Origin of the sequence: Ensifer sp. (genome assembly GCF_035999135.1) — a bacterium.
In the GTDB taxonomy this organism is placed as follows: Bacteria; Pseudomonadota; Alphaproteobacteria; order Rhizobiales; family Rhizobiaceae; genus Ensifer.
Genome location: NZ_DASYGZ010000116.1, coordinates 1 through 6,669, shown reverse-complemented (window position 1 = coordinate 6,669; position 6,669 = coordinate 1). Strand labels below are relative to the sequence as shown.

9 protein-coding genes are annotated in these 6,669 nt (G+C 63.9%); 4 read left to right on the top strand and 5 right to left on the bottom strand.

Features of this window, described 5'->3' with window-relative positions; all coding sequences use genetic code 11:
- Positions 1–209 precede the first annotated feature (209 nt).
- On the top strand, positions 210–710 hold the full coding sequence (locus VGO12_RS13810) for a YbjN domain-containing protein (protein ID WP_034788736.1): 501 nt from the start codon (positions 210–212) through the stop codon (positions 708–710).
- Positions 711–712: 2 nt separating this feature from the next.
- A complete protein-coding gene (gene proC, locus VGO12_RS13805; protein WP_327513319.1) occupies positions 713–1,537 on the top strand; it encodes a pyrroline-5-carboxylate reductase in 825 nt (274 codons plus the stop codon).
- A gap of 30 nt (positions 1,538–1,567) precedes the next feature.
- Here proC and VGO12_RS13800 read toward each other — a convergent pair whose 3' ends face one another.
- Entirely contained in the window at positions 1,568–1,762 is a 195-nt protein-coding gene (locus VGO12_RS13800) for a hypothetical protein (RefSeq protein WP_327513318.1), read from the bottom strand.
- 100 nt (positions 1,763–1,862) lie between these two features.
- Here VGO12_RS13800 and VGO12_RS13795 point away from each other — a divergent pair, with 100 nt between their 5' ends.
- Both VGO12_RS13795 and VGO12_RS13790 read left to right on the top strand, forming a co-directional pair.
- The gene (locus tag VGO12_RS13795; protein WP_327513317.1) at positions 1,863–2,825 is read left to right on the top strand and encodes a LysR family transcriptional regulator; all 963 of its coding nucleotides are present in this window, start codon (positions 1,863–1,865) and stop codon (positions 2,823–2,825) included.
- Positions 2,826–2,863: 38 nt separating this feature from the next.
- Complete coding sequence (locus VGO12_RS13790; RefSeq protein WP_327513316.1) at positions 2,864–3,205, top strand: tRNA-binding protein; 342 nt, start codon at positions 2,864–2,866, stop codon at positions 3,203–3,205.
- Positions 3,206–3,262: 57 nt separating this feature from the next.
- On the opposite strand, the gene VGO12_RS13785 is transcribed toward VGO12_RS13790, so the two are convergent.
- The 4 genes from VGO12_RS13785 to VGO12_RS13770 all read right to left on the bottom strand — a co-directional run bounded on the left by VGO12_RS13785 (position 3,263) and on the right by VGO12_RS13770 (position 6,577).
- On the bottom strand, positions 3,263–3,766 hold the full coding sequence (locus tag VGO12_RS13785; protein ID WP_327513315.1) for a tetratricopeptide repeat protein: 504 nt from the start codon (positions 3,764–3,766) through the stop codon (positions 3,263–3,265).
- Positions 3,767–3,818: 52 nt separating this feature from the next.
- Positions 3,819–5,201 carry an ATP-binding protein gene (locus tag VGO12_RS13780; RefSeq protein WP_327513314.1) on the bottom strand — a complete coding sequence of 461 codons (1,383 nt, stop codon included), beginning with the start codon at positions 5,199–5,201 and terminating at the stop codon, positions 3,819–3,821.
- Positions 5,202–5,232: 31 nt separating this feature from the next.
- Positions 5,233–5,934 (bottom strand): response regulator transcription factor, encoded by a 702-nt coding sequence (locus tag VGO12_RS13775; protein ID WP_327513313.1) that lies wholly within the window; start codon positions 5,932–5,934, stop codon positions 5,233–5,235.
- Positions 5,935–6,097: 163 nt separating this feature from the next.
- Positions 6,098–6,577 carry a MarR family transcriptional regulator gene (locus VGO12_RS13770; protein ID WP_327513312.1) on the bottom strand — a complete coding sequence of 160 codons (480 nt, stop codon included), beginning with the start codon at positions 6,575–6,577 and terminating at the stop codon, positions 6,098–6,100.
- Positions 6,578–6,669: the final 92 nt, after the last annotated feature.

Below are 6,669 nucleotides of genomic sequence, written 5' to 3'. Positions count from 1 at the left end.
GCGAGGGGCTGGCAGCCTGACTCCGCCATTATACACTGATTTTAAATGATGATTCGAAACGAACCGCGTAAGCTCCAGGCAGGGTAAGTCAGCCAGGATGGATGTGAGTTCAGCAATCATAGTGTGATTTTAATCGGTGTTCGGTTTGCAGCGTTGCGTCGTGTGAGCGTGATGACGCATGCCCGGGCCACACCTATGCAGGGTGATGCATGAGCCTTTTGGAAATGGAAGTCGAGCGCCAATCCAACCCGGTCGATATGATCGAGTTTGTGGCTGCGAATAACGACTGGTCGTTCGAGCGATCCGGCGAAGATGAGATCGCCATGACGGTCGAGGGCAAGTGGGCGGACTACCACGTTTCCTTCTCCTGGATGGAGGAATTCGAGGCGCTGCACCTGGCCTGTGCCTTCGACATCAAGGTGTCGGAAAGCCGGGTCAACGAAGTCATCCGGCTGCTGTCCCACATCAACGGGCAGGTGCTGATGGGTCACTTCGACCTGTGGCGCCAGGAAGAGGTGGTGATCTTCCGCCAGTCGCTGCTGCTCGCCGGCGGTGCCGAGCCCACCAACCAGCAGGTCGAAGTTCTGCTTTCGAGCGCACTCGACGCTTGCGAATCCTATTATCAGGCGTTTCAATTCGTCGTCTGGTCCGGCATGGACGCGCAGCGCGCCGTCGATGCGGTCCTGTTCGAAACGGTTGGCGAGGCCTGATCATGACGAATGCCGCTTCCGCTTCCGGTCCCATCGTGCTCGTCGGCGCCGGCAACATGGGCGGCGCCATGCTTTCCGGCTGGCTGAAGAGCGGCGTCAAGGGCACGGACGTGCTTGTGGTCGATCCCGGCCCGCCGCCGGCCATGGCAAAGCTGATCGCCGACAACGGCGTCACCCATGCGACCGCGGCGCCTGACGGCGTTCAGGCCGGTGTCATCTTCCTCGCAGTCAAGCCGCAGGTGATGGAGGCGGTGCTGCCGCCGCTGAAGTCGCTCGTCGGTCCAAACACGGTCATCGTATCGGTTGCCGCCGGCAAGACCCTTGGTTTCATCGAAACGCATCTGGGCGCCGCTGCAACGGTCCGCGCCATGCCCAATACGCCGGCGATGATCGGCCGCGGCGTGACCGGTGCTTTTGCCAATGCCCGTGTCAGCGCGGCGCAGCGCGACCAGGTTCACCATCTCCTCAAGGTCAGCGGCCCGGTCGAATGGGTCAGGACCGAGGCCGAGATCGATGCGGTCACCGCCGTTTCCGGCAGTGGTCCGGCTTATGTCTTCTACCTCGTTGAGTGCATGGCGGAGGCGGGCCGCAAGGCCGGTCTTGAGGCGGACCTCGCCATGCGGCTCGCGCGGGAAACCGTCGCGGGGGCTGGCGAACTGTTGCACCAGTCCCCCGATGCGGCGGCGCAGCTGCGCCAAAACGTGACGTCCCCCGGCGGCACCACGGCGGCGGCCCTTTCGGTGCTGATGGCCGATGACGGCATGCAGCCGCTGTTCGACAAGGCAATTGCCGCGGCGCGTAGCCGGGCCGAAGAACTCGCCGGCTGATCCTTGCCCGGTGCTGGCGCCGCGACGGCGTCAGCGCCGATGCGGCACAACCATTTGGGCGATGCCCGCGCGGTGGCCATGCCGGCCTTTGCGCCGACCCGACAGAACGTCCCAGACCGTCGTCATCGACCGGCGGCAGGCATTGCCGATGGCGGCGCTGCGCGCTCGACGGGCGAGTGCATGCAGTTCGTGGCTCACGGGCGCGCTGCTTGGCAGCTTGCTCATTTGGGCACCCTCCTTGTTGACCGTTCCCAGCAGACTACCGCCCATCGCTTATCGCGATAATCCATGATATTTTCCGTTTATCTGTGACGAGATGGAATAGATGATGGACCGACAGGATGGCATGGCCGTGTTTCTCATGGTGGTCGAAGAGGGCGATTTCTCGGCGGCGGCCAGGCGGCTGCGCCTGTCCCCGTCTGCGGTCAGCAAGATCATCGGGCGGCTGGAGACGCGGCTCGGCGTGCGCCTGCTGCAGCGTTCGACGCGCAGCATCAGCCTGACGGCGGAGGGCAGCGCCTATGCGGAATCGAGCCGTCGGATCCTCGGCGACATTGCCGATGCCGAGCTGGCGATCCAGCCGGGTGCCGTGCCGCGCGGCCGGCTGCGCGTCAGCCTGCCAAGCGCCTTCGGGCATCGTCTGATCGTGCCGATGCTGCCGGATTTCATCGCGCGGTATCCTGAAATCGATCTGGAGCTCGACTTCAGTGACGCGATCGTCGATCTCCTGAACGGCGATGCGGATGTCGCGGTCCGGGTGGCGTCGCCGAGCGACAGTACCCTGGTGACGCGGCGGCTCGCGCCTAACCGGCGGGTCATCTGCGCGTCACCGGCCTATCTCGAACAGCACGGCGTCCCCGAAACGCCGGATGATCTGCAGCGGCACGTTTGCCTTGCGATCACCGCGCGCGGCCGCCTCAATGTCTGGGAGTTCGAGGATGAAGGCGGCCGGCGTGCGATCCGCGTCCGCGGACCGGTCGAGGCCAACAGCACCGAGGCGCTGCGTCGCCTGGCGCTCGCCGGCATCGGCATTGTCCGGCTTTCGGATATCCTGGTCGGCGACGACATCAGCGCCGGCCGGCTGCGTCCGCTTTTGACCGGACACAATCGCGCCGAGGCGGAGCCGATCACGGTCGTTTATCCGCACCGGCGCTTCCTGCCGTCGCGCGTGCGTGTCTTCATCGATTTCCTCGCCGGCGAGTTTGCGCGCCGCCCCTTTGCAGAGGCAAGATTTCGGGGGGATGCGGCCGGGGCCGACGCGCTTCCGGAATCTGCGCCGATGCTTTAAGCCACGTCGGAAGAGACGGTTTTGTTTAGGGAATTGTGATGGCTGATACGATTGAATTTGCTGATTTCGAACGCGTCGACATCCGCGTCGGCACCATTGTCGAGGCCGAGCCATTTCCAGAAGCGCGCAAGCCGGCGTTCAAGCTGAAAATCGATTTCGGGCCGGAGATCGGCATCAAGAAGTCATCGGCCCAGATTACCGTTCACTACAGCCCTGAAGACCTCGTCGGGCGCCAGGTTCTGGGTGTCGTCAATTTTCCGCCGCGCCAGATCGGTCCTGTCCGCTCCGAAGTGCTGACGCTTGGTTTTGCCGACGAAGCCGGTGCGATCGTGCTCGCTGCCACCGACAAGCCGGTTCCGAACGGCAAGAAGCTGATGTGACGCCTGGCACCGGTTCAACGGACGGCGCGGCATGGCGTCGATCCATCAGCGCCAGGATCAGACCTCCGCTGCCATGGTCTCGGCATAGCGCTTGAGCGAGCGGTTGTAGCGGGGCAGGTGCCGCGACAGGCTGGCGAGCGCGAGCCCGGTCGCCTCCTTGGTGCGCCCGACATCGACCAGGCAGAGGGCAAGAAAGGCGTTCACGGCATCGTCGAGTTCGTCCGAAGGCATGGCTCGCTCGGCCTCAAGCAGGGCTACGCCGTCTTCCGGCCGCCCGAGATTTCGCAGCGTGCTTGCAAGCTGGATCGTGGCGCGCCGACGGCGGATGCCTGAAAGGCCGCTTGCGAGCGCCTGGCGGTAAAGTGGCTCCGCCTCGGCCTCGTGGCCGGTCGAATCCTGCGTCGAGGCGCGTTCGAAAAGGCCAATCGCGTGGTTGTCGGGGAGCTCGGCCGCGAGGGCGTCGATCCGCGCGATGAACGCGCCATTGTCGATCGTGCCAAGAGTGCCCCAAAGGTCGGCGAGCCGCCGTTCCCAATCCGTCCAGTCAACGATGTCCGACATCGGTCTCCCCCGGTTTCCCCGCGGCAAGCAGTGGCCTGACGAAGAGCAGGGGTCAAGCCGGTACGCGTACGGTCGCTCTCAAGCCGCCGAGCGGGCTGTCGCCAAGCGTGACGTTGCCGCCGTGGCTGCGGGCGATATCGCGGGCAATCGCAAGGCCGAGCCCGGTGCCGGAACTGTCGAGGTTGCGGGCCTCGTCGAGGCGGAAGAAGGGCTTGAACACGTCCTCCCGCGAGCGCTCCGGTATGCCGGGGCCATCGTCGTCGACGGTGATCGTGACCCATTTGGCGCTGTGGCGGGCGTCGATCCTGACCGTGTTGGCATATCGGTAGGCGTTGGACGCGAGATTGGCGACCAGGCGGGTAAAGGCGTTCGGCCGCACGCGGACTTCGTCCTCGCCCTCAATCGAGGTGGTGAGCGTCTTGCCGAGCAGTTCGGCTTCCGCCGCCAGTCGTGACATCAGGTCCGAGAGCTTGAGCTGGCCGAGATCTTCTTCCGCTTCGCTGCGGGCAAAGGCGAGATAGCCTTCCAGCATGTTCTGCATGTCCTCGACGTCCTGGTTCAGGCCTTCGAGATCCGGATTGTTGCCGGCGAGCGCCAGCTGCAGCTTGAAACGGGTGAGAATGGTGCGAAGGTCGTGACTGACGCCGGTCAGCATCGCGGTGCGCTGTTCGATCTGGCGCTCAATGCGCTCGCGCATCAGGATGAAGGCGAGGCCGGCGCGACGGATCTCGTCGGCGCCACGGGGCGCGAAGTCGTCGATCTTCTGGCCCTTGCCGAAACTTTCGGCCGCCTTGGTCAGGGCCAGGATCGGCCGGATCTGGCCGCGCAGGAACAGGATCGCGATCGACAGCAGCACCAGCGAGGCGGCGACCATCCAGACGAGGAAGATGTGGGTGTTGGAGGCATAGGCCTGGTTGCGGCGGGCATAGACCCTGAGGATGCGGCCGTCATCGAGCTTGATGCGGATTTCGACGAGCTTCGAGTTGCCGACCGTATCGATCCAGAAGGGGCGGCGCACCTGGTTGGAGATCTCCTCGCCGAGGATCTGGTCGAGGATCTCGAAGAACGGGCTGGGACGCGGCGGTGGCAAGTCGCCGGGCGGGTCGACGGATATGCTGAGGTCGAGCTGATCGCGGGCGATGCGGATGATCTCGGAGATGTCACGGTCGGCCGGGAACGTATCGATGAGATCGACGATCGCGGCGATGTCGCCGGTGACGGCCGCCGACAGGCGCTGGGTCACCAGCTGCCAGTGACGCTCCATGAAGATGAAGGCGACGACCGACTGCAAGAGGACCATCGGAATGATGACGATCAGCAGCGAACGGGCGTAAAGCCCCATTGGCAGGCGGCGGCGCAGCCAGCGGGTAAATCGCCTCCAGGCATTGTCTCCCGAGCCCGTAGCCCCGCCTTCTATGCCGTCAAAGCTTGCCATGATTTGCCGCGCTCGCAGAAGGGCTCGTCATTCAATCCACGCTCAGTCGATAGCCGATGCCGCGCACCGTCTGCAACCAGACGGGGTTGGACGGATCATCCTCGATCTTGCGCCTGAGGCGATTGATCTGGACGTCGATCGTGCGCTCGCCGACCTCGGCATCGTCGCCGATCAACTCGTGCCGTGGGATGGTTTCGCCGGCGCGCTGGGAAAACAGCGTCATGATCTCCTGCTCGCGGTCGGTCAGCCGGATGTGGTCTGCGCCGCGCCTGAGTTCCTTGCGCACCACCGAGAAGGTGTAGGGGCCGAAGATCACCTGATCGACCTTGGGCGCCTGGGCCGGCTGGTTGCGGCGCAGGATATTGTTGATGCGCAGCACCAGTTCGCGCGGCTCGAAGGGCTTCGACAGATAGTCGTCGGCGCCGGCCTCGAGGCCCTCGATGCGCGAATTCGATTCCGCCAGCGCTGTCAGCATCAGGATCGGCACGGTCTTGATCTGCCGCAGGCTGTTGGTCAGCGAGATACCGCTTTCGCCCGGCATCATCACGTCGACGATCAGCAGATCGAAGTCGAGGCCGACGAGCTTGCGCCGCGCCTCGTCCGCATCCGATGCAGTCGTCACACGAAAGCCCTGTTCGACCAGATAGCGGTTGAGCAGGTCGCGGATGCGCCGGTCGTCGTCGACGATCAGAAGGTGGGCTGCATCGTCCGAGACAGTCGCTTTCGTCGCCATTCACGCTTCCCCAGATCCGCAGTACCGCGCAGCATTGAAGCGCGCGGTCAAGGTTGTTGTAGCACTTCGAATTGCCGCATGTCCTATCCCAAAATCTGCGAAGCGGATTTCGGGATGCGCATGGGCAGGCCCGCCGGCCTGCGAAGCGATGGGCGCTTTCTTCTCAGTCCGCGGCGCTGTTTTTCATGCCGGCGAGAAAGCGTTTGACCGTTTCGCGGGCGCCAGGGCCTGTCCTTGCCAATGCCTCGGCTATGCGGCGGGACTGTGGCTCGGCCAGCGCCCGGGCAAGGGCCTGGCCTTCCTCGGTGGTGTAAAGCATGCGCTGGCGACGGTCTTCTGGACCAGTTTCCTGGCGGATGTAGCCGGAATCGATCAGTTGCTTGAGCACGCGGGCGAGGCTCTGCTTGGTGATCTTGAGCGTGTCGAGCAGATCGGCCACGGTCATGCCTGGCTCTCGGTCGACGAAGTGCACGACGCGGTGGTGCGCCCGCCCGAAGCCGCTTTTTTCAAGGATGGCGTCGGGATCGGAGGTGAAATCGCGATAGGCGAAGAAGAGCAGCTCGATGATCTCGAAATCGATCGTGTCGTCATCGGCAGCGGCATCGCTCAGATACCGGGTGTTCTCTTTGGATTGGCCGGCCACGCGGTCATTTCCTTTCAGCCAGATTGCAGCTTGCGAAACATTCGAAAAAATATGTCAGCTTTGTTGACATATTTTTACCATAGCATTAGCGT

Excerpts from the sequence above, each read along its gene's own strand:
- VGO12_RS13810 (WP_034788736.1), top strand. The coding sequence starts at position 210 with ATGAGCCTTTTGGAAATGGAAGTCGAGCGCCAATCCAACCCGGTCGAT.
- proC (WP_327513319.1), top strand. The coding sequence starts at position 713 with ATGACGAATGCCGCTTCCGCTTCCGGTCCCATCGTGCTCGTCGGCGCC.
- VGO12_RS13800 (WP_327513318.1), bottom strand. The coding sequence starts at position 1,762 with ATGAGCAAGCTGCCAAGCAGCGCGCCCGTGAGCCACGAACTGCATGCA.
- VGO12_RS13795 (WP_327513317.1), top strand. The coding sequence starts at position 1,863 with ATGATGGACCGACAGGATGGCATGGCCGTGTTTCTCATGGTGGTCGAA.
- VGO12_RS13790 (WP_327513316.1), top strand. The coding sequence starts at position 2,864 with ATGGCTGATACGATTGAATTTGCTGATTTCGAACGCGTCGACATCCGC.
- VGO12_RS13785 (WP_327513315.1), bottom strand. The coding sequence starts at position 3,766 with ATGTCGGACATCGTTGACTGGACGGATTGGGAACGGCGGCTCGCCGAC.
- VGO12_RS13780 (WP_327513314.1), bottom strand. The coding sequence starts at position 5,201 with ATGGCAAGCTTTGACGGCATAGAAGGCGGGGCTACGGGCTCGGGAGAC.
- VGO12_RS13775 (WP_327513313.1), bottom strand. The coding sequence starts at position 5,934 with ATGGCGACGAAAGCGACTGTCTCGGACGATGCAGCCCACCTTCTGATC.